This is a genomic window from Campylobacter sp. IFREMER_LSEM_CL1097, from assembly GCF_025772225.1.
Lineage (GTDB): Bacteria > Campylobacterota > Campylobacteria > Campylobacterales > Campylobacteraceae > Campylobacter_D > Campylobacter_D lari_D.
The window spans coordinates 42,463-61,820 of record NZ_JAKMRT010000005.1; the positions used below are offsets into that span (position 1 = coordinate 42,463).

The 19,358-nt window shown below is 30.2% G+C and carries 18 protein-coding genes; 1 reads left to right on the forward strand and 17 read right to left on the reverse strand.

Annotated features, from left to right (window positions below; translation table 11 throughout):
* Positions 1–2: 2 nt before the first annotated feature.
* The 5 genes from nifJ to rplM all read right to left on the reverse strand — a co-directional run bounded on the left by nifJ (position 3) and on the right by rplM (position 6,371).
* On the reverse strand, positions 3–3,557 hold the full coding sequence (gene nifJ / locus L8W64_RS03195) for a pyruvate:ferredoxin (flavodoxin) oxidoreductase (protein WP_263672847.1): 3,555 nt from the start codon (positions 3,555–3,557) through the stop codon (positions 3–5).
* Positions 3,558–3,675: 118 nt separating this feature from the next.
* Entirely contained in the window at positions 3,676–4,320 is a 645-nt protein-coding gene (locus L8W64_RS03200; protein WP_263659498.1) for an HAD family hydrolase, read from the reverse strand.
* Positions 4,321–4,323: 3 nt separating this feature from the next.
* Positions 4,324–5,310 carry an OmpA family protein gene (locus L8W64_RS03205; protein ID WP_263672848.1) on the reverse strand — a complete coding sequence of 329 codons (987 nt, stop codon included), beginning with the start codon at positions 5,308–5,310 and terminating at the stop codon, positions 4,324–4,326.
* 243 nt (positions 5,311–5,553) lie between these two features.
* Entirely contained in the window at positions 5,554–5,943 is a 390-nt protein-coding gene (gene rpsI / locus L8W64_RS03210) for a 30S ribosomal protein S9 (protein ID WP_039617655.1), read from the reverse strand.
* Between the two features lie 2 nt (positions 5,944–5,945).
* On the reverse strand, positions 5,946–6,371 hold the full coding sequence (gene rplM / locus L8W64_RS03215) for a 50S ribosomal protein L13 (protein ID WP_039617653.1): 426 nt from the start codon (positions 6,369–6,371) through the stop codon (positions 5,946–5,948).
* A 172-nt stretch (positions 6,372–6,543) separates the two neighbouring features.
* Here rplM and L8W64_RS03220 point away from each other — a divergent pair, with 172 nt between their 5' ends.
* Entirely contained in the window at positions 6,544–7,164 is a 621-nt protein-coding gene (locus L8W64_RS03220; RefSeq protein ID WP_263672849.1) for a WG repeat-containing protein, read from the forward strand.
* On the opposite strand, the gene L8W64_RS03225 is transcribed toward L8W64_RS03220, so the two are convergent.
* The 12 genes from L8W64_RS03225 to L8W64_RS03285 form a co-directional block, all read right to left on the reverse strand.
* The gene (locus L8W64_RS03225; RefSeq protein WP_263672850.1) at positions 7,161–9,905 is read right to left on the reverse strand and encodes a RecB-like helicase; all 2,745 of its coding nucleotides are present in this window, start codon (positions 9,903–9,905) and stop codon (positions 7,161–7,163) included. The two genes, L8W64_RS03220 and L8W64_RS03225, sit on opposite strands and share 4 nt — an antisense overlap.
* The gene (locus tag L8W64_RS03230; RefSeq protein WP_263672851.1) at positions 9,902–12,289 is read right to left on the reverse strand and encodes a PD-(D/E)XK nuclease family protein; all 2,388 of its coding nucleotides are present in this window, start codon (positions 12,287–12,289) and stop codon (positions 9,902–9,904) included. The genes L8W64_RS03225 and L8W64_RS03230 overlap by 4 nt, the downstream gene beginning before the upstream one ends.
* The gene (locus tag L8W64_RS03235; protein WP_220566439.1) at positions 12,289–12,801 is read right to left on the reverse strand and encodes a FixH family protein; all 513 of its coding nucleotides are present in this window, start codon (positions 12,799–12,801) and stop codon (positions 12,289–12,291) included. The genes L8W64_RS03230 and L8W64_RS03235 overlap by 1 nt, the downstream gene beginning before the upstream one ends.
* A 2-nt stretch (positions 12,802–12,803) precedes the next feature.
* Positions 12,804–13,379, reverse strand: a complete 576-nt coding sequence (locus tag L8W64_RS03240; protein ID WP_220566438.1) for a hypothetical protein — start codon at positions 13,377–13,379, stop codon at positions 12,804–12,806.
* A gap of 100 nt (positions 13,380–13,479) precedes the next feature.
* The gene (locus L8W64_RS03250; RefSeq protein WP_133319393.1) at positions 13,480–13,692 is read right to left on the reverse strand and encodes a DUF4006 family protein; all 213 of its coding nucleotides are present in this window, start codon (positions 13,690–13,692) and stop codon (positions 13,480–13,482) included.
* Complete coding sequence (ccoP, locus tag L8W64_RS03255; RefSeq protein WP_263671006.1) at positions 13,692–14,570, reverse strand: cytochrome-c oxidase, cbb3-type subunit III; 879 nt, start codon at positions 14,568–14,570, stop codon at positions 13,692–13,694. The genes L8W64_RS03250 and ccoP overlap by 1 nt, the downstream gene beginning before the upstream one ends.
* Positions 14,570–14,773: a cytochrome c oxidase, cbb3-type, CcoQ subunit gene (locus L8W64_RS03260; RefSeq protein ID WP_133319395.1), complete on the reverse strand. Its 204-nt coding sequence runs from the start codon at positions 14,771–14,773 to the stop codon at positions 14,570–14,572. The genes ccoP and L8W64_RS03260 overlap by 1 nt, the downstream gene beginning before the upstream one ends.
* Positions 14,774–14,781: 8 nt before the next feature.
* The gene (gene ccoO, locus L8W64_RS03265) at positions 14,782–15,447 is read right to left on the reverse strand and encodes a cytochrome-c oxidase, cbb3-type subunit II (protein ID WP_087700416.1); all 666 of its coding nucleotides are present in this window, start codon (positions 15,445–15,447) and stop codon (positions 14,782–14,784) included.
* 11 nt (positions 15,448–15,458) lie between these two features.
* Positions 15,459–16,925 carry a cytochrome-c oxidase, cbb3-type subunit I gene (ccoN, locus tag L8W64_RS03270; RefSeq protein ID WP_039617631.1) on the reverse strand — a complete coding sequence of 489 codons (1,467 nt, stop codon included), beginning with the start codon at positions 16,923–16,925 and terminating at the stop codon, positions 15,459–15,461.
* Positions 16,926–17,032: 107 nt separating this feature from the next.
* Positions 17,033–17,695 (reverse strand): sulfite exporter TauE/SafE family protein, encoded by a 663-nt coding sequence (locus L8W64_RS03275; protein ID WP_263672852.1) that lies wholly within the window; start codon positions 17,693–17,695, stop codon positions 17,033–17,035.
* Positions 17,692–18,810 (reverse strand): glutamine-hydrolyzing carbamoyl-phosphate synthase small subunit, encoded by a 1,119-nt coding sequence (gene carA, locus L8W64_RS03280; RefSeq protein WP_263661068.1) that lies wholly within the window; start codon positions 18,808–18,810, stop codon positions 17,692–17,694. The genes L8W64_RS03275 and carA overlap by 4 nt, the downstream gene beginning before the upstream one ends.
* Positions 18,807–19,358 (reverse strand): DUF507 family protein, encoded by a 552-nt coding sequence (locus L8W64_RS03285; RefSeq protein WP_133319399.1) that lies wholly within the window; start codon positions 19,356–19,358, stop codon positions 18,807–18,809. Before L8W64_RS03285 ends, carA begins: the two co-directional genes overlap by 4 nt.

The following is a 19,358-nucleotide window of genomic DNA, read 5'->3' on the forward strand; positions in this document are numbered from 1 at the left end:
AATTAATTTTCATTGCTAAAATCAGCACTTGCTAAACGCTTAAGCTGTCTGTAACGACGTTGTGCCTCTGCTTTATTTTTTTCAAATAATTCTTTTGCTTGCTCAGGATTTGATTTTTTCAAAGAATTATAACGAACTTCATTCATTAAAAAGCTTTCATATAAATCCCAATCAGGTTCTTTTGAAGAAATTGTTAAAGGATTTTTACCTTCAGCTTCTAAACGCGGATCATAAATATAAGTTGGCCAATATCCACATTTTGTAGCTAACTCTGCTTGATTTCCTGAATTTCCAAGTCCACCTTTAATACCATGAGCTATACAAGGAGAATAAGCAATAATCAAAGAAGGTCCATCATAAGCTTCTGCCGCCATTACAGCTTTTAACAATTGTGCATAATTTGCATTAGAATTTACTTGAGCCACAAAAATATAACCATAAGTCATAGCAATTTGACCAAGATCTTTTTTCTGTACTGGCTTACCTGCTGCAGCAAACTGTGCTACTGAACCTGTTCTTGAAGATTTTGAGCTCTGACCGCCTGTGTTAGAATACACTTCAGTATCAAGCACTAAAATATTTACATTCTCACCGCTTGCCAAAACATGATCAAGTCCACCATAACCTATATCATAAGCCCAGCCATCACCACCAAAAATCCAATGTGATTTTTTACTTAAATAGCTTTTAAGTTCTAAAATATCATTAACTGCTTTGATTTGCTTATTTTCTTCTAACAATGGAACTAATTTATCTCTTAATTCCAAAGAAACTTTAGAATCTTCTTTATTTGCAATCCACTCTTTATATAATGCAGAAAGTGCGTTAGGTACTTCTTGCATACTTTCATTCATTATGTGTTCTATTTTATGTCTTGTAGTTTCAGTTGCTATTTTCATACCAAGACCAAATTCAGCATTATCTTCAAATAAAGAATTGCCCCAAGCAGGTCCATGACCATTTTTATTGCTTTTTCTATATGGAGTTGAAGGAGCTGAGCCACCATAAATAGAACTACAACCAGTTGCATTAGCAACAATCATTCTTTCACCAAATAATCTAGTAATTAAAGTAATATAAGGAGTTTCTCCACACCCTGGACATGCTCCATGAAATTCAAATAAAGGTTGAGCAAATTGGATGCCTTTGGTATTTTCTCTATTTAAAATATTATCTTTATAACTTACTTTTTTGAATAAATAATCTGCATTTTCTTGCTCACCATGATCAAGCTCTTCACCTAGTGGTACCATCACTAAAGATTTTTCTTTGGTAGGACACTCATGCACACAAAGCTCACAACCTGTACAATCAAGCGGCGAAACTTGAATTTTGAAATTTAATTTTTGTTCTTTCACGCCTTTTGCATTTAAGCTGTGCTCTTTTACACCTGATGGAGCATTGTTTAATTCTTCTTCATCAATCAAGAAAGGTCTGATAACTGCATGAGGGCATACTGAAGCACATTGATTACACTGAATACAATTAGTTTCTATCCATCTTGGCACCATAACACCAACGCCTCTTTTTTCATACTCAGTAGTACCATGCTCAAAACTACCATCTTCATAGCCCAAAAATGCCGAAACTGGTAAATCATCACCCTTAGCTGCATTCATAGGTTTTGCGATTTTTTCAACAAACTCAGTACCTTTATAAGCTATAGTTTCTTCTTTTGCTTCATTAGCTAAATTTACCCAAGAAGGATCAATATCAACTTTTACAAGTCCATCTGCACCTACATCAATAGCTTTATAATTCATTTCAACTATAGCATCACCTTTTTTACTATATGATTTATAAGCTAATTCTTTCATATATTTTTGCGCATCTTCAAAAGGAATGATATTAGCAAGTTTGAAAAATGCTGATTGCATAATCGTGTTTGTTCTACTACCTAGTCCTATCTCTCTAGCAAGTTTTGTAGCATTAATGATATAAAAATTAATTTCCTTTTGTGCTAAAACTCTTTTTACTGCATTTGGAATTTTTTCAATAGTTTCTTGCGCACTCCAAATACTATTTAAAAGGAAAGTTCCTCCTTTTCTAATACCTGCTAAAACATCATAAATTTCTAAATACGCAGCCACTGAGCATGCTACGAAATGTGGCGTAGAAACTAAATAAGTTGAAGTAATAGGTTTTTTAGAAAATCTTAAATGGCTTCTTGTATAACCACCTGATTTTTTAGAATCATAAGCAAAATAAGCTTGCGCGTAAAAATCTGTTTTATCTCCTATAATTTTAATAGAGTTTTTATTTGCACCTACAGTGCCATCGGCACCAAGTCCATAAAATAAACACTCTATAGTACTTTCATCACCCAAAGAAATTTTCTCTCCCACAGGCAATGAGGTAAAGGTTACATCATCATTAATTCCTATGGTAAAACCATCTTTTGGATTTGCTTGATTTAGATTTTCAAATACAGCTAAAAGTTGGGCAGGATCAACATCTTTTGAAGAAAGTCCATATCTACCACCAACGATTAAAGGTGCTTTTTCCTTTCCATAGTATGCGCTTTTTAAATCTAAATAAAGTGGCTCTCCTAAACTTCCTGGCTCTTTAGTTCTATCTAAAACAGCTATTTTTTCAACACTTTGAGGCATTACATCAAATAAATATTTTAAACTAAATGGTCTATATAAATGAACTTTTAAAACCCCTACTTTTTCACCTTTGCTATTCAAATAATCTACAACTTCTTTTAAAGCTTCAGTCACTGAACCCATTGCTACAACAACACGCGTTGCATTTTTATCCCCATAATACACAAAAGGTCTGTATTCTCTTCCTGTAATTTTTGAAATTTCTTGCATATATTCATTAACAATATCAGGAACAGCTTCGTAATATTTATTTGCCAACTCTCTTGTTTGAAAATAAATATCATCATTTTGAGCCGTACCTCTTGTTTTTGGATTTTCTGGATTTAGACAGGAATTTCTAAATTCCAATAAAGCCTTACGATCCAGCAAGCGATCAAAATGTGCATAATCTATTACTTCAATTTTTTGGATTTCATGAGAGGTTCTAAAACCATCAAAAAAATGCATAAAAGGCACTCTACCTTTGATAGCTGCTAGGTGTGCAACACCTGCTAAATCCATACTTTCTTGCACAGAATGCGAACAAAGCATAGCAAAACCTGTTTGTCTTGCAGCATAAATATCTTGATGATCTCCAAAAATAGATAGCGCTTGAGATGCTAAAGCTCTAGCTGCCACATGAATTACTCCAGGTAAAAGTTGACCTGCAATTTTATACATATTTGGTATTTTTAACAAAAGTCCTTGAGAAGCGGTATAAGTCGTGGTTAAAGAACCTGCTTGCAAAGACCCATGAACTGTCCCTGCTGCACCTGCTTCACTTTGCATTTCTACAACTTTAACTGGCACTCCAAAAAGATTTTTTTTGCCTTGAGAAGCCCATATATCAGTATAATCAGCCATAGGAGAGCTTGGAGTGATAGGATAAATTCCAGCAACCTCTGTAAATGCATAAGCAGCGTAAGCTGCTGCTTCATTACCATCCATCGTTTTCATTATTTTACTCATTTAATCTATCCTTAATAATTAAATAATTACTTAAAGTCAATAACTACTTTATCTTTAATTGTCTTAAACAATAATAAAAATTTTTTATTATTTATAGGTATAGAGTTTAAATGGGAAATTATCGGATATTTCTTATATATTTTATGGCTTCATAGGTATTTTTAAAAAGCGGAATTTCAAATTTAGCTAAACTTTCTTTACTTTCATAACCACTACTTACAGCCACAGGAATAATATTGGCATTTTGAGCAGCTTTTATATCTAAATGAGTATCACCTACCATAAAAGCATTTTCTTTGTTTTTAGAAAGTTTCTTCAAAGCTAATAAAATAGGCTCAGCATCTGGCTTTGGACAAGTCACATCGTCTCTACCTATAATAACTTTAAAATGCTCTCCTATACCTAAATGATCAAGTAAAGGTTTAGAAAATTTAGAACTTTTAGTCGTAACAACAGCTAAATCAGCAAATAAACTAGCCTCATATACACTTTCTTTTGCAAAAGGAAGTAAAGAAGTTTGTTCTATATAGATTTTTTGATATACATTTCTATAAGCATTAATATATTCACTTGTTTTCTCTTTTGCCACACCAAGCTTTTCAAAAGCTACATCCAAAGGAAAACCTATCAAAGCCTTAATAGCTTCATGATCTCTTAAAGGCTCATTAAAAGCTTTAAAAGCAGCATCAAATCCATCTAAAATGGCACTTGTAGAATCTATCAAAGTGCCATCTAAATCAAATAAAATTGTCTTTTTTAGCAAAGTTTATTCTTTAATAAAAAATTTTGCTTCAACGCGTCTATTTTGCGCACGACCTTCTTTGGTATCATTGCTTGCTTTTGGCTTTTCAAAACCATAGCCTTTAGTTACAATTTTTTCTTTAGCAACACCTGTTTTTTCAAGTTCCTTCGCTACGGCATTAGCACGCTCTAATGATAATTTTTGATTATAAGCCTTAGGACCTGTACTATCTGTATGGCCTTCTAAAATAGTATAGTATTGAGGATTTTCTTCTAAGATCTTACCTACTTCTTGAATTTTTTGAGCAAATTCTGGATTTATATTAGTCTGATCAAAACCAAAATGTCCCTCAAGGGCTATTGTTTTTTCACAACCTATATGATCAAGCAAAGCACCTTTTCTTGGTTCTGAACATGTTTTATCGATTTGTTTTACTTGTGGCTTTTCTTCAATTTGTTTTGTTTCAACATTAGGAGTTTTTGGAGCTTTATTGCCAAAATAAAAACTTAAACCAACACTAGAAATTAAATTATGTTCGCCATTGTTGAATTTAATTTGATCTCTTGCTTCAAGTCTTAAAGCTAAATCTTCTCCAAGCGCGAATTTAAAACCTGCACCATATTGAGCAAACATACCACTTTTATTTTCATAAGCCCCATGACTTAAATACTCATAACCTGTTCCTAATAATCCATATAAATACACATGATTAGCTAAATCAATTCCTTTAATAGCATTCACATAAAATCTTGAAACACTAGTATCTGTATGTGTATTATCATTTGGATTATTATATTTTGCATTATCATAATACTCTAAACCAAGTTCAGCTTGATCTATCCATAAATCATCATAGTGATAGCCAAATCTTAAGCCAACTCCACCATAATTTTTAAGATCTAAATTTCCTTCTGGTGTTGTATAGTTAAAGGTCGGGGTTATTTCTATTTTGCTAGCATCAAAAGCAAATAAAACACTAGCTAAACTAACTAAGCTTATAATTTTTTTCATAACAATCCTTATAAAATAAATTGAGCGATTATATAAAAAAGAAGATTAAAATAAAATAAGCCCCTTTGGGTAAGGGGCTTAAATTTACTACAAAAAGGAGGTTTCCCTGATCGGACCTTGGAATTATAAATATTTATTCTAAACAAAAAATCCTTTGATTTTAAATAAAATAAAAATATATGAAAAAATATGATTTTTTTTAAAAAAATAGAGAAAATGGATCCAAAATGGATCCAAAAAATACTAGCGTTTAGAGAATTGTGGGCTTCTTCTTGCTTTTCTGCGACCGTATTTTTTACGCTCAACAGTTCTACTATCTCTAGTAAGAAGTCCTTTTGGTTTTAATAATGCTCTAAAATCTGCATCCATAGCAGCTAAAGCTCTTGAAATACCATGTCTTAAAGCTTCAGCTTGAGCACTGTAACCACCGCCTAAAGTTGTTGCTTTAATGTCCATAGAAGTTTCTTGTTTAGTTACTAATAAAGGCTGAACTACTTTTAATTTTATAGCTTCATGTCCGCCAAGCCAAGTATTTAAATCCATACCATTAACGATGATTTTACCACTACCAGCTTTTACCCAAACTTTAGCTACAGCGGTTTTTCTTTTACCTGTTGCGTATGTTGTTGCCATGATTATTTTCCTTTATTAGCAATTTGAGCAGTATGAGGATGTTCGCTACCTGCATAAATTTTTAATTTTTTAAGCATAGCTCTACCTAGGTTTGTTTTAGGTAGCATACCACGAACTGCTAATTTATATAATTTAACTGGATTTTTTTCTAATAAATCACCAAATTTTTCACTTTTTACGCTTCCAAAATACCCTGAATGTCTGTGATATAGTTTATCTTCTGCTTTATTTGCACCTGTGAAAACTGCTTTAGAAGCATTGATAATGATTACATAATCTCCACAGTCAACATTTGGAGTATAGCAAGGTTTATTTTTACCTCGTAAAATAGTCGCTACTTCTGTTAAAAGACGACCAAAACGCTTTCCTTCAGCGTCTAAAACGATCCATTCGCGTTTTACTTCGTTTGGCTTTGTTATCTTTGTCATCATCTTACCTTTGCCAAAAATTTTTTTAAAAATGAGATTATAATTATTTTAGCTTAATTAGTACTTAATTTAAGAATACTTAAAGTTTAAATGATATCTTTTTTATATTGTAACTTATTCTTAAATAGTTTATATTACAATTGTAATATAAACTACTTTATAAGGCGAAATAATGTTAAATTTATTTGCTAAACATAAAATAAAATTTGCTATTGCTTTTGTACTACCTATTTTAGCTTTTGGTTTTAATATTTATTATAATACAAATAAAAGTGAAATTCATACAACTAACCCAAACAAACAAAATAACAAATATGAAATTTTAAAAGAAAAGTGCAACAGTGGGGATATTAAGGCGTGCTTAGATTCCTATCCTCTTAAATATAAAAAGCCCATACAAGCTAAATTAAATGGAAAATGGGGATTTATAGATAAAAACGGGGAAATAATAATAAATCCTATATTTGACAATATTTCTAATTTTAAGGAAAATCTAGCAAGTGTTAATTTAAACGGAAAATGGGGTTTTATAGATAAAAATGGAAAATTTGCAATAGAAGCTAATTTTGATTGGGCTTGGGATTTTAAAGAAGATTTGGCAAGTGTTAGACTAAATGGAAAATATGGCTTTATAGATAAAAATGGAAAATTTGCAATAAAACCTATTTTTGATAAAGTTTATAGTTTCAACCAAGGAATTGCAAAAGTCAAGTTAAATGAAAAATGGGGACTTATAGATAAAAATGGAAATTTTATAGTAGAACCTATATTTGATGATATAGATTATTATTAAACCTCCACTATTTCCACTTTATCCTTTAAAACATATACCAAAAAAGCCTTAGTGGAAGTCTTGGCTAAGATTTTTTCTATGGCTTCTTTGTAAAATAAAACTTGCTTTTTATGCTCGTTTAAATTTAAACCCGTTTTATAGTCTATAATGATAGCTTCATTATCATCAAATGCAAGCATATCAAGCTGTTTTTGCTCACCTTTATAAGTGATGATTTGCTCTTTTAGTAGCTTTTTACCCGCTAAAAGCGCGTTAAAGCTCTCATCTTTTAAAAGCATAGTAAGTCTTTTAAAAAGCTCATTAAAACTTTCATCATCTAAGTAAAAACGATATTTTTTATACACCATTTGCTTGCAAAATTCAAAATTGCTTTTAGTGTTAAAATCAAAATATTGCAAAAACTCATGCAAAGCCAAACCAAAGTGTATTTGCGTGCTTGAAAGATGACTTTTTACTTTAACTTCTTGTAAATTTACCTTTTGAAATTCTTCAAAGTTTTCTATTTGTTCTAAATTTTCTAAAGGCTCTTTTGTTTTAACAAGCTGTTCTTCTATAATGCCTATTTGTTTTTCTTCATAGTCTTGAAAATAACTCTTAAAGGTTTTAAAACTCTCATCGTTTTTTATGATAAAAAGAGAATTTTTAGCTCTAGTAAGTGCTACATATAGACAATTTATCTCATCTTCTACTTGAAGTTTTTCTCTTTTAGCTAAAAAGGCATTGTAATTTTGATCTTCAAGATATTTTCTAGCACTATGCCTGTATTTTACTTCCCAACCTTGCTCTAAATCATACTCAAACATTAAAGTTTCATTATCCGGAGCTTTTTTACTAAGTCTATCAAGTACGATTAAATTTTCAAATTCAAGCCCCTTAGATTTATGCACGGTCATAATGCTTACTCCATCATCTTGAACTTGTAAAGACTTTAACTCACATGGAGTAAATAAAAAATCAAAGAAATTATCAAAAGCACTTGCATACTCTAAATATGCGATGAGATTAACATCGCTTAAGTCAAGTTTTAAAACATGTACTAGGTATTTTAAAATCTCACCTACACTGCGGTTTAAATCAAGCGTGATAAACTCAAGCTCTTTTTCTAAAATACTACTTGCAAAGTACAAGCTAAACTCATCTTTAAGCACACAAGCCTTTGCATACTCAAAAAGCACTCTTACGCTAATACAATCCATCAAAGCTACATTGCTTTGCGTATAAGCTTTAACGTCATTTTCTTCAAGAAATTCTTTCATTAAAGTAGCGTCTTTGTTAATCCATACCAAAATACAAATTTCACTGAGCTTTACGCCTTTTTCTAAAAGCTTTTGGATGATCTTTAAAACTTCTTTGCCACTTGCTTCATGTAAAGAACTTTTTGGTGGGATATGGTTTTGTAAAACTTCCACATATCCACCTTCTTTAATGCTTTTTTGCAAAGTAAAGCTAGGATTTAAAAAGCTATCAAAAAATTTATCTTTAAAGACTTCATTTACATAATCAACAATAATCTTTTTACTACGATAATTAGTATCTAAATGCTCTAATTTAATTTGTGGAAAATCTTTTAAAAGCTTATCAAAAAGCTCTTTTTTACCCCCTCTAAAACCATATATGCTTTGCTTTTTATCCCCCACATAAAAAAAGCTTCTATTTTTTTTCACTCCCTCGCCTGAAACAAGCTCAGCAATGATGGGTTTTAAAATTTGATACTGCAAAACATTAGTATCTTGAAATTCATCGATTAATAAATGCGAAATATAACCATCGAGTCTAAAATAAATCAAATCTTTATTAGTTTCATCACTAATTAACTCATGAGTTTTTAAAGCTATATCTGAAAAAGTCAGTGCATTTTGCTTGGCATTGTTTTCATTTCTTGCTTCTTTAAAATGCTTCAAAAGCTTTGCAAGCATACTAATGCGATAATTTTCCATTTGAGTAAAATACTCTTTTGCGCTTTGTAAAAACTCTGCTCTTTTTTGTAAAAATTCACTATCGATGACTTTTACAAAATATTTTTTATCTAAATCACAAATAATAGGTTTAGTAAAGAAATCTTCTATGTTTTCAAATTCGAAATTTTTTTGATAGTTTTTATCTGTGCTTAAATTTCTTGCATAAGCTATAAACTCACTCAAGCTTTTTTCCAAAAAAGTTTTATTTGGAAAATGTGCATTTTGTATAGAATTTATCTCACAAGATCTTTCATACAAGCTTTCAAGATTTTGCAAAAAATCACTTTTACTTTTTGTTTGGACAATGTAATAAGCTAAAGCTCTTAATTCTTCTTCGTCTAATTTAGAAATGAAATTTTTATAACTATCTTGACTTTCTATAATGTCAAAATCACTCATAAAACCTAAATTTAAAGCAAAAGAACGAATGATTTGTGAAAAAAAGCTGTCAAAAGTGTAGATATTAAGCTTAGATCTTAAAAACTCATCTTTGTATTTTTCTCTTAAAGCTATAAGCTCATTTTTACTTTTACCTAGCATTTTCATAAGCTCATTACACTCTGCTTTATTCTCCCCATTTTCAAGCACATCAAATTCTAAAAAGGTTTTAAAAACTCTTTCTTTCATTTCGCTTGTAGCTTTATTAGTAAAAGTAAGGGCTAAAATTTCATTAATCTTAGCTCCCATTAAAACCAAAGCTACAAAACGCACACTTAATGCAAAAGTTTTTCCACTTCCTGCGCTAGCTTCCAAAGCTAAAAAAGGCTCAAAATGATAACTCAAAGCTTAAACTCCTTTTTATAAAGCATGGTATAAGGGCTGTAAGTATTGTCGTTTTTTTGATTAAAAAATTCTTTTTCCAAAGGTTCTTTAGCAAGCTCATTAAGCAAATCTTTAAGTTCTTGTACGCTCTTACTTTTAGCATTTTCATGTATGATTTTGATATTTTTTAGATCATAAAAGCAAGCTTTTGTATTTAATAAGGTATTTTGATTTTCTAATAAAAACTTATAAAAAGCAAGTTGATAAGATTTTTCATCTGCCTTACCACTTTTATAATCTATAATCAATCTTTCATTACCATTATTATCTACTCTATCTAAAAAGCCTATGGCGTGAATTTTCACTCCATTTTCTGCAATAAATTCTTTTCTTGGTGGATTAAATTCACATTTTTCTACCACATAACCTTGCTTAAAATGCTCATTTTCAAGTGTTTGGAATTCTTTAAATATAGTTTGTATTAAAGCTAAATTTAGTACATCAACTCGGTATTGCTTAATGCTTTTTACCACCTGCATAAAAACTTCATAATCAAAATGATTTTTAGATTTTTGTGTATAATAAAGCTCTAAAGCCTTATGGATAAAACTCCCCAACTCATTTGCTCTAAGTGTATCATCTAAAGTCTTTGGCTCTTTTAATCTTAAAACATACTTATAATAATAATCCAAACCATAATGCACAAGAAGATGAAATCTTGAAAAAGAAAGATCGCTTTGAAAATAATCGTGTTTTGCTTTAATACTTACAATAGGCTCAAGATTAAAAGTACATGGATAAGTTTGGAAATATTTCACATAAGCATTATTACTATAAGTCTTGTCTTCATAAAGTGGAAATTCAAGTTCATTTAAAAATCTTGATTTGATTTTTTCTTCATTTTCCACATAAGAAATTCCAACTAATTTTGCCTTGGCTATTAAAGTATAATAATAATGTCTTTGTAAATTTTCTCTTTGAGCATGAGTGATAAGTCCTGCTTTTTTGCGAATTTCATTGTTTAAAAATAACTCGCTTGAAACTCTTTTTGGGATAAATTCATCATTAAAATCAACTATAATTACCCCGTCATATCTAAGTCCCCTACTTTCTAAAAGTCCCATTACAGTAACTTCACCACCACCAACACTGCTTAATTTTATACCATCAATTTGCATGAAAAATAATTCTAAAATTTGCACAAAGCTTAACTCGTGTGTTTTTACAAGCTCTTTGATAAAAATAAGCTCTTGATGTATATAATTTTTTAACTCCTCATCACTATCTTCTAGCAAATTAAAAATAAAATTCTCAAAAAAATCATAAGAAATATTTTCATCAAAAAGCTTTTTAAACTCTGTAAAATCAACACTAGAAGAAAAAAAATGTAAATTACACAAATGTTTGTTTAAATTACACCTTTCATAAAATTCTTCATTTTCTTCATACTCAAACTCATCATCTTTAGCACTTTCATACAAAGACTTTAATCTATGATAAAAAAGTGTATTTTTAATACTTTCTCCACTTGCATAATTTAAAACATTGTTTTTATCATAAAGTCTTAAAATATCTACAAAATTCTCATCAGGTGTAATCACTACAATATCTTTTGCGCTTATACCGGATTTTAAAAAAGAATTAATTTTTTCAAAAACAAAAGCAGCTTGCAAAGATCTTAAATGAAAACTTTTATAACTAATTTTACTTTCTTTAAAAAAGCACTCTTCTTTTAAAATTGTTTTTTGATTTAAATCAAACAAATAAGCATAATTTGCCTTAAGAGAAAGTCCTTGTAAAAAGCTAAGAGTATTTAAAAAATCTTTATTAAATTTAGTGCAATTAAACTGCACTTTAAGAGGAAGTATTTCCTTAACTTTTAACAAAAGCTCTACTTCAAAGGCATTTAAAAAACCTTGAAAATCAAAAATAATCTCATCATAATTTTTTAAAAAATCACTATTAATTTCATAATCTAGCGGCAAAGAAATATCATCATATAGATTTTGCTCTTTTAACAAGGTAAGATAATTTTTAAAAAGTTCTTCTAAAATTTGCAAATGTTCATCATACTGAGCGTAAGCATCATGAAATTTTAATGAGTTGATATCTTTTTTTTCCAAACTAAGCTCTTTAAAGAAACTAAATAAATAAGCATTATTTTTTAAGAAAGCAAAAAAATTACTCGGTATTTTTAAGCTTTGCTCTAAATTTTTAGTTTGCTCACAAGCCTTTTTCATCAAAAGTAAACACTCATAGTGTGTTGCTTGAAAATGCGGAGAAAAAACTAACTTTTGTATAAATTCGGCTATACTCATAGCCGGTTCTACTAAACTATCAACCTGTAGTTTTTTCTCATAATACTTTCTTAAAGCTCTTAGTGAGCTAAATACAAAAAGTTTCATTATTTAGTCTGCAAAAAGAATTTAAAAAACCCTACACTATTTTCATCTTGAGTGATTTTTAAAAGTATTTGCCAAACACCTTTTTCTTTGATATTAAAATCAAACACCAAATCACTTCCTTCTAATCTTACTTGCAAATTCTCATCATTTACATTTGTATGTGGACGCGAAAGTAAAGTTTGGATTTGAAGCTTACTTAAATCATAATCTTTTAAATTTTCAATTGCAATCCTAAGCTCATTTTGCCCTTCATTGATATAATAAACTTGATTTTTCTTATGCATAAAGCTTTCTTTGTCTTTAATGCTTAGCTTAAAATTTTTATCAAAAGTCTTTTGTCTGTTTTGAATTTCATTATAATTTAACTCTACATTTTGATAAGAATCAAAATAAAAATTATCTTCATACACAGGAGCCTTACTTGCAATAAAAATCGTAACAATACAAGCTATAACAATAAGCCCCAAAGAAATCAAAATACCATAAGGCCAAAATGTTTTCTTATTTTCCATTTTTATTTTCTCCTTTTGATTTTTCTTTGAACTAGCATTAAAATTGCAACACATAAAAATCCATAGATTAAAATTCTCATGATATTTAAAGTATCACGATTTGAATTTCCATAAAAAGGTTTTATATTAAAATAATTTGCTACTTGATCGGCTATATCTGCATAACCATTTAAAATAGCTGCATTATAAATATCTTTTTGTTTAGGATTTGCAAGTATAGGTAGAATTGTTCCTTTTTCAGGATAAGGACTCAAAACACCTTCTTTATCAAAAAAAGCCAAAGCATCATCGCTTGCAAGTATATCTACCTTATGTGAAGCTTTAGAAAATACAAGTAAAATATATGGTTTACTTAAATTAGCTTCATAATTTTTTAAACTTTCAAAATCTTTTTTATTACTTAATGCTAAAGCGATATTTACTCCAGTTAATTCATAAATTTGTCTAGAACTTGTAGTGATATTTTGTTCTATCGCAGTGTTTAAGATATTATCATTTAACAATATTTCAGCATGTAAAAAATTAGCAAAACAAATAAAAATGGCGGCTAAAAAACCGCCTTTAAATATATTTTTCATCCTATAAAAAGATGATTTGCAGTTAAAACCGACCAAGCAGTGATTCCAGCCGCTACAACTAAACCGGCTATGATTAAATACTCAAGAACTTTTGCCATAATCATTCCTTTATAATGATATGTTCTTCTCTTTTAGAGTCAAACATTTTAATTTGTTCTGCATTTTCTATTTTATAAGGTTTTTGCATAACATCTTGTTGTGTTTTTAGACCCAAAATAGTTAATCCTGCTAAAATCGATAATAATAAAATAGTTGCTATTAACATTCCGCTAACGCCTGAAAGTGAAAATACACATCTGTTTGAATTTTCCATTATTCGCCCCTTGAAAGAGAAATCACATATTCGCCAACTGCTTCTTTTTGAAGCTCATTTAACAAGCCATTGTTAAAATGAGGCATTACACCTATACTACCTGCTTTACCACGATTTAAAACATCTACTACAAATTCTGCACTACCATATTTTGTTAAATCTGGAGCCACTAATTGACCATCAATAGTTCCTTTTCCATCTTCACCATGGCATACTGTACAAGTGACAAATAATTCTTTTCCTTTTGCTACAAGTTGAGGATTTTCAGTTTTTTTAATTGCTGAAATTTCAAAAGCAACATAAGCAGCAATTGCAGGAATATCAGCTTCATCTATACCATTATCTGCTGCACTTAACATCTCACCCATAGGATAATTTAAGCCCTTAGAACCTTTAGTAATTACTTCTATAAGTCCCTCTTCTGAACCCCAAACATTAAGATTTTGAGCTTTTCCATTGATACCATCGCCTGTAATACCATGACAAGAAGAGCATTGAACTAAAAAGATATTTTTACCCATTTCTTGCTTATCTTCATTGCTTAAATTTGCAAATTTTTGTGCAAATTTCTCATTATGCGCTTGCACTTCTTTATTATATTGACCAATTTGAGAATAACTATTTAAAGGATACCCCCAAAGAAAATACCATATACACCATACTATAGCTAAGAAAAATACCACAGCCCAGCCAAATGGTATAGGATTTTTATATTCACCTATACCATCCCAACTATGTTCACTTAGCTCACCCTGACTTTTTTCTTCTTTCATACTTTTAAACAATTTTCCTACCACAACAAGCGTAATCAATATGATAAGAATTGCCCCAATAAAAGATAATAAATTAACATTATCTTGTAAGTTCAACCATTGCATTAAGCACTCCTTTTATTTTGCTCTAAAACACGATCGCCAATTTCATCATGTAATGCTAAATCAGCATATTTTTCATAGTTTCTTCTACCTGTTTTTTCAGATCTATACAAATGAAACCAATAAGAATACAAAACTACCACTAAGAATACTACAAGAGCAAAAAAGCCATAAGCTTGCAACTCTCTTATTAGTTCTAAATCCATAGTTTTTCCTATTTCAAGCTATTAAGATACGCAATCAAAGCGACAATTTCTCTAATTTCACCTCTAGCAAACGCATCTTTAACATCTTGATTTTTCATTTGATCTACTATAGCTTGGGCTTCTGCTTTAACTTCTGCTTGAGCTTCTTCCCAAGTACCAAGTTTTGTACCATTTTCAACATCATAAGGAACATTGAAAACTTTTTTTACAGTTAGTGCTTCTGCATAAGCTGTTTCTATATTTGCATTATTGCTAAACATATGTTTGTAAGCTGGCATAATAGAACCAGGAACAACTGAAACTGGATCCCACATGTGATTTTCATGCCAATCTGTAGTTCTAAAATTACCTATACGCAATAAATCAGGTCCAGTTCTTTTTGAACCCCATAAAAATGGTCTATCATAAGCATATTCACCACTAACTGAATACATACCATAACGATCTGTTTCTGATTTAAAAGGACGAATAAGTTGTGAATGACATGCATTGCAACTTTCTTTAATATAAGCATGGCGTCCTGCAAGTTGTAAAACCGTATAAGGCTTTTTACCTTCAATTGGTCTTGCATTTTGAGCAAAATCAGGTAAAACTTCCACAATACCTGCATATGCGATCACTATAAATACTGCCACAGCAAAAAAGAATGGATTTTTTTCTAACCAACTAAACATATTTTTCCTCCTTATGCTGCCATAGGTGAAGCACTTTTTGGCTCTTTATCAAGCACTCTACCCACTGAAATTGATTTATAAATATTATAAACAAACATGAAAAATCCTACTAAGTACAACAACCCACCTACAGCTCTAATCCAATAATAAGGAATAATAGCTTCAACAGTATCAATGAAAGTATAAAGCAAGTTACCATACTCATCTGTAGCTCTCCACATCATACCCTGAGTAATACCTGCTATCCACATAGAACTAAAGTACAATACTATACCTGTAGTTTGGATCCAAAATTGAGCTTCCATTAGCGATTTACTATATAATTCTCTTTTAAACATTCTAGGCACCATGTGATAAAGTGCAGCCATAGTCATAAAGCCAACCCAACCTAAAGTACCATCATGAACATGTCCTGGAATCCAATCTGTAAAGTGTGCTAATGCATTAACTGATTTAATAGAAAGAATAGGTCCTTCCAAAGTTGAGAACATATAGAAAGTTGAAGCTAAAATCATAAATTTGATTAATGGACTTTCTCTTAATTGACTCCACTCACCTTTCATAGTAAGTAAGATATTAATTGCTGAACCCCAAGAAGGTAAAATAAGAACGATTGAAAAAACTGAACCCATAGTTTGCATCCAATCAGGCACTGTAGAATAAATCAAGTGGTGTCCACCTGCCCATAAATAAACAAACATTAAGCCCCAAAATGCAAATAAAGATAATTTGTATGAGAAAATTGGTTGTCCACTTTCTTTTGGTAGAAAATAATAAATTTGAGCGATAATACCAACAGTGAATACAAATGCAACTGCATTGTGTCCATACCACCATTGAACTAATGCATCGTTTGTCCCTGCATACATAGAAACACTATGCCACCAATCACCCATTCCACTCACAAAATAAGTAGGCACAGCCATATTGTTAAATAAATAAAGCATTGCTATACCTAGGAAAGTAGCTATATAATACCAAAGTGAAACATATAAAGTTTTTTCACGGCGAATTCCAATAAGCCCAAAAATACTTACACCCCATAAAACCCAAACTAAAACTACCAATATATCAAGTGGCCATTCAAGCTCTGCGTATTCCTTTGAAGTGCTAACACCTGCAAACAAAGTAATAACAGCTATAATCATAGTGATCATGTAAAGCCAAAAATGCAATTTACCAATGAACATTAAAAAGCTTGATTCTGCCATACTAACTTTTAGCACACGCTGACCAATATAATACCAAGTAGCCCAAATTCCTGAGAGCATAAAACCAAAAATTACACCTGAAGTGTGCAATGGTCTAAGTCTTGAAAAAGTACCATACTCACCGGCTAAATAATTTAAATCCGGATAAGCCATCTGAAAGGCAATAAGCGTTCCAATAGCCATACCAATAACACCAAACAATAAGGTAGCAAACATAAAATATTTAGCAACCGTATAGTCATAGTTTAATGCATTTCCTGGGTGCATTTCCTCTCCTTAAGTTTTTTTCTGCATTATGCGATCTTTATATTATACGATACTTAATATCTTTTTTAGCTTAAACTATGTCTAATTATTTATTATTTATTAATAAATTATCGCGTAAAAACAAAGCCTATATAAGAAAAATACACACCATAACAAAAAATTAAAATATAGGAAATTAAACTAGCTATTTTTTGAAATTTTTCATTTAATGTTTTAGAAAAATACGCAAGAAATATCAATGCTGGTAAAGTTGAAAAACCAAAAACAAGCATAATTAAAGCCGATAAATACACACTTTGCACACTCATTCCAAAGGCTATATAAAAATACACCAAACCACAAGGCACAAAGCCATTTAAAAATCCTAAAAAAAGAGTACTCTTGAAAGATTTTTGTTGAATCAATCTAGAGATGTTTTTTTTAATTACGCATTCAAAAAATAAAGAATTTTCAAAAAAACTTAGAAATTTTCCTTTAAAATTCAAAGCAAGTGCTAATGTTATCATAAAAATTCCAATTATAAAAAACATTATGCCTTTTGAAAATTCACTAAATGAAAGCAAACTTCCAAAAACTCCAAAAAATATACCCAAGCAAACATAAGCAAAAATTCGAGATAGATGATATGAGAAAATTAAAAGAAAAAAAGGGAGTTTGATTTGCTTTGAAAGCTGAGTATAAGCTAAAACAAAACCTCCGCACATTCCATAACAATGCCCAAAACTAGAAAGAAAAGCTATACTTGCTAAAGCAATAAAATCTAAACTCACAAAAGCTCTAAAAATTCTTTAAAAATATACTTGCTCTCATGTGGTCCTGAAGAACTTTCTGGGTGATGTTGCACCGATATAATAGGATAATTTTTATATCTCACACCCTCTACATTATCACCAAACAAATTTCTATGAGTAATAGTTGCAACCTCTGCTATTTCTTCAGGAATATTATAATTATGATTTTGTGCTGTAATTTCTACTGTGTTATTAGTAAGGTTAATAACAGGATGATTTGCTCCATGTTGGCCGAATTTCATTTTATAAGTTTCATAACCAAAAGCATTACTTAAAAGTTGATGCCCTAAACAAATACCAAGCATAGGAATTTTAGCTTCTGCTAGTTTTTTAATCTCTGCGATTTCATCTTTTAAAATTTTTGGCTCACCTGGTCCATTTGATAAAAATACACCATGAATTTTACCTTTTTGATATAAATCAATCAAATCTTTTGCCTTGGTATTATAAGGAAAAACCTCCACCTCAAGTCCAACACTTACAAGCTCATTTAAAATATTTTCTTTTACACCATAATCAATCACAGCTACTTTTTTACCATTTGCTTTTACATTCTCATAAGCTTTGTTGCTATGATCCCAAGCACCTTTACTATGTTTATAAGAGCTTTTAGTGCTAACCTGTGCTACATAATTTACCTCATCAATTTTAGCACTAGAAAGAAGCATTTTTTTAAGCTCTTCTTTGTCCTTAATTTCAGTAGATATTACCGCTCTCAAATTTCCTTGATCTCTGATCATTTTAACTAAAAATCTAGTATCAATTTCACAAAGCCCTATTTTTTCATGCTTTTTCAAATAAGCACTTAAAGAATCATTGGCTCTAAAATTAGAATAATCTTCATTTAATTCTCTTATAATCATTCCGCTAGCAAATACATTTTTACTTTCATTATCTTCATCATTAATACCAACTATACCAATTTCTGGCATTGAAAATACTACAAACTGACCTGCATATGATGGATCAGAAATAATTTCTTGATACCCCGTTAAAGAAGTATTAAAAACAAGCTCTCCAAAAAAAGTTCCACTTTGTCCAAAAGCCTTTGCACTTAAAAAAACATCATTTTCTATATAAATATATGCTTTCATAAAAGTCCTTTTTTTCTAAGCTCTTCTTGATATAGCTTTTCAAATACCAATTCATATTCTTCAGAACCTGGAATAAGTTTTCTTTTATAGTTTGAAATTTTTTCATAGACTAAATCTTCTAAATTTTCATACTCTTTTAAATAAGACATAATACTTGAAAAAATGAGATTTTTAACACGATTTTCTGACACATTGTAGTTTATCAAATCTTCTTCCACTAAATTTTCTAAAATTTTATGAGAAAGATTATTGTATCTATCTTCACTATCAAGCATAAATTTAAACTCATTTGCTAGTTTTTTCTTAATCATCCAAAACATACTTTTTCTATCTATTTGCATAAACTCAATTTCATCTTCTTGGCTTTCTAAAATTTCTTTTGCTTTTTCATCAAGTTTACGCTCATTTAAAACATCTATTTCTATAATTTCTTTTGCTGTTTTTAAAAGTTTTTGACTATCATCTTTAATTTTAACAAAAGAAGAATGCATTAAATCAAGTATTATTTTATTTGCTATATAAGGTATATGAGCTGGTTTGATACGCAT

Coding starts and splice junctions, on each gene's coding strand:
- ccoP (WP_263671006.1), bottom strand. CDS start 14,570: ATGCAATGGTTGAACTTACAAGATAATGTTAATTTATTATCTTTTATT.
- L8W64_RS03250 (WP_133319393.1), bottom strand. CDS start 13,692: ATGGAAAATTCAAACAGATGTGTATTTTCACTTTCAGGCGTTAGCGGA.
- nifJ (WP_263672847.1), bottom strand. CDS start 3,557: ATGAGTAAAATAATGAAAACGATGGATGGTAATGAAGCAGCAGCTTAC.
- ccoO (WP_087700416.1), bottom strand. CDS start 15,447: ATGTTTAGTTGGTTAGAAAAAAATCCATTCTTTTTTGCTGTGGCAGTA.
- L8W64_RS03205 (WP_263672848.1), bottom strand. CDS start 5,310: ATGAAAAAAATTATAAGCTTAGTTAGTTTAGCTAGTGTTTTATTTGCT.
- L8W64_RS03235 (WP_220566439.1), bottom strand. CDS start 12,801: ATGGAAAATAAGAAAACATTTTGGCCTTATGGTATTTTGATTTCTTTG.
- carA (WP_263661068.1), bottom strand. CDS start 18,810: ATGAAAGCATATATTTATATAGAAAATGATGTTTTTTTAAGTGCAAAG.
- L8W64_RS03260 (WP_133319395.1), bottom strand. CDS start 14,773: ATGGATTTAGAACTAATAAGAGAGTTGCAAGCTTATGGCTTTTTTGCT.
- rpsI (WP_039617655.1), bottom strand. CDS start 5,943: ATGGCAACAACATACGCAACAGGTAAAAGAAAAACCGCTGTAGCTAAA.
- L8W64_RS03220 (WP_263672849.1), top strand. CDS start 6,544: ATGTTAAATTTATTTGCTAAACATAAAATAAAATTTGCTATTGCTTTT.
- L8W64_RS03240 (WP_220566438.1), bottom strand. CDS start 13,379: ATGAAAAATATATTTAAAGGCGGTTTTTTAGCCGCCATTTTTATTTGT.
- L8W64_RS03230 (WP_263672851.1), bottom strand. CDS start 12,289: ATGAAACTTTTTGTATTTAGCTCACTAAGAGCTTTAAGAAAGTATTAT.
- rplM (WP_039617653.1), bottom strand. CDS start 6,371: ATGACAAAGATAACAAAGCCAAACGAAGTAAAACGCGAATGGATCGTT.
- L8W64_RS03285 (WP_133319399.1), bottom strand. CDS start 19,358: ATGCGTATCAAACCAGCTCATATACCTTATATAGCAAATAAAATAATA.
- ccoN (WP_039617631.1), bottom strand. CDS start 16,925: ATGCACCCAGGAAATGCATTAAACTATGACTATACGGTTGCTAAATAT.